The sequence below is a fragment of the Stenotrophomonas pictorum JCM 9942 genome, assembly GCF_001310775.1.
In the GTDB taxonomy this organism is placed as follows: domain Bacteria; phylum Pseudomonadota; class Gammaproteobacteria; order Xanthomonadales; family Xanthomonadaceae; genus Stenotrophomonas; species Stenotrophomonas pictorum.
On the sequence record NZ_BAZI01000446.1, the window covers coordinates 1 to 1,935 of the forward strand.

2 protein-coding genes are annotated in these 1,935 nt (G+C 67.8%); one reads left to right on the forward strand and one right to left on the reverse strand.

Annotated features, from left to right (window positions below):
• Positions 1 to 120 precede the first annotated feature (120 nt).
• Complete coding sequence (mdtD, locus tag JCM9942_RS14845) at positions 121 to 1,536, forward strand: multidrug transporter subunit MdtD (protein WP_054660608.1); 1,416 nt, start codon at positions 121 to 123, stop codon at positions 1,534 to 1,536.
• Here the strand turns inward: mdtD and JCM9942_RS14850 are convergent.
• On the reverse strand, positions 1,537 to 1,935 hold a 399-nt coding region (locus JCM9942_RS14850), incomplete at its 5' end, for a response regulator transcription factor (RefSeq protein ID WP_157722964.1). It abuts the gene before it with no gap.

Here is a 1,935-nt window from a genome sequence, read left to right on the forward strand (position 1 = left end):
CTCGCTGCTGTGCCACCTGCCCGGCCCCCAACGCGCACAGATCGGCTGGCTGGCCGACAACGCCAGCGACTGGTTCTATTACGACGCGCTGAGCGGGGTCATGGAAATCACACCGCTGCCATGAATCCGGCCGCTCCAGCCTCCGGCAACGCCACGCACCGGCCGCTGCTGTGGCTGGTATCGCTGGGCATCTTCATGCAGATGCTGGATTCGACCATCATCAACACGGCGTTGCCGGCGATGGCCCACAGCCTGGGGGAAAGCCCGCTGCAGATGCAGTCGGTGGTGTTCAGCTACGCACTTGCGGTGGCCAGCTTCATTCCCGCCTCCGGCTGGATCGCCGACCGCCTCGGTACCCGGCGCACCTTTCTGGCCGCGATCATCCTGTTCACGCTGGGCTCGCTGGCCTGCGCGCTGTCGCCCACGCTGCAGTGGCTGGTGGCCGCCCGCGTGCTGCAAGGCATCGGTGGAGCGATGCTGCTGCCGGTCGGGCGGCTAGCGGTGATGCGCTCGGTCCCGCGTGAGCAGTTCCTCGCCGCGATGAGCTTCATCGCCATTCCCGCGCTGATGGGGCCGCTGATGGGGCCGACACTGGGCGGCTGGCTGGTGGAAGTGGCCTCGTGGCACTGGATCTTCCTGATCAACCTGCCGATCGGGATGATCGGCTTCATCGCCGCGCTGCGGATCATGCCCGACCACCGCGCCCAGCAGAGGACCCGTTTCGACCTGCCCGGCTACCTGATGCTGGCGCTGGGCATGGTCGCGCTTTCGCTGGCGCTGGACGGCATCTCCGGCGTCGGCCCGGCCCACGCGCTGGTGATGCTGCTGGCGGTGATCGGCATCGCGGCCCTGGCCGGTTACTGGCTGCACGCCGCCGGCAGCGGCAACGCCCTGTTCCCGCTGTCGCTGTTCAAGGTTGTCAGCTTCCGGATCGGCATCCTCGGCAATCTGTTCTCGCGCATCGGCAGTGGTGCGATGCCGCTGCTGATTCCCCTGCTGCTGCAGGTGGGCCTGGGCATGAGCCCGATGAACGCCGGCATGCTGATGATCCCCGTGGCGCTGTCGGCGATGGTCGCCAAACGCGCGGCGGTGACGCTGGTGGAGCGCTTCGGCTACCGCCGCATCCTGATGCTCAATACGGTCTGCGTGGGACTGGCGATGGCCAGCTTCGTGTTCGTCACCCCGGAGCAGTCCCCGTGGCTGCGGTTGCTGCAGCTGGTCCTGTTCGGCACGTTCAATTCGATCCAGTTCACCGTGATGAACACCGTGACGCTGCGTGATCTGGATACCGCCCAGGCCAGCAGCGGCAACAGCCTGCTGTCGCTGGTGATGATGCTGGCCACCGGCTTCGGTGCCGCCGCAGCGGGCAGCCTGCTGGCGACCTTCGGCACCCACCTCAGCGGCGACGACGCGATGTCCGCGCTGCACGCCACCTTCGTCTGCGTCGGCGCGATCACCCTCAGTTCGACCCTGGTGTTCTGGCAGTTGCCGGACAACCACCCGGATCCGCGGGCGGTGGAAGAAGTGGTGGAATGATCACACCAGCGGTGGCACACCCGCCGCACTGCGCGGCCGCGCGGCCAGTACCTTGGCGATCTTGGCCAGCAGCAGCTGGGCGCTGACCGGTTTGCGCAGAAACCCGTCAAATCCCGCCTCCCTGGCTTGCTGCTCGGCCTCGCCATCCGAGCGCGCCGTCACCGCCACCAGCGGCATGTCATAGCCCAGCGTCCGCAACTGGCCGGCCAGCACCAGACCGTCGATGCCGGGCAGATCCAGATCCAGCAGCGCCACGTCGAACGCGCGCCAGCTGACCTCGGACAAGGCCGCCAAGCCGTGCGGCACGTGCACCACCTGGTGCCCGTTCACCGCCAGCAGGCCGCTGATGACCTGCGCGATCGTGGCGTCATCCTCCACCAGCAGCACCTGCAAGGGCGG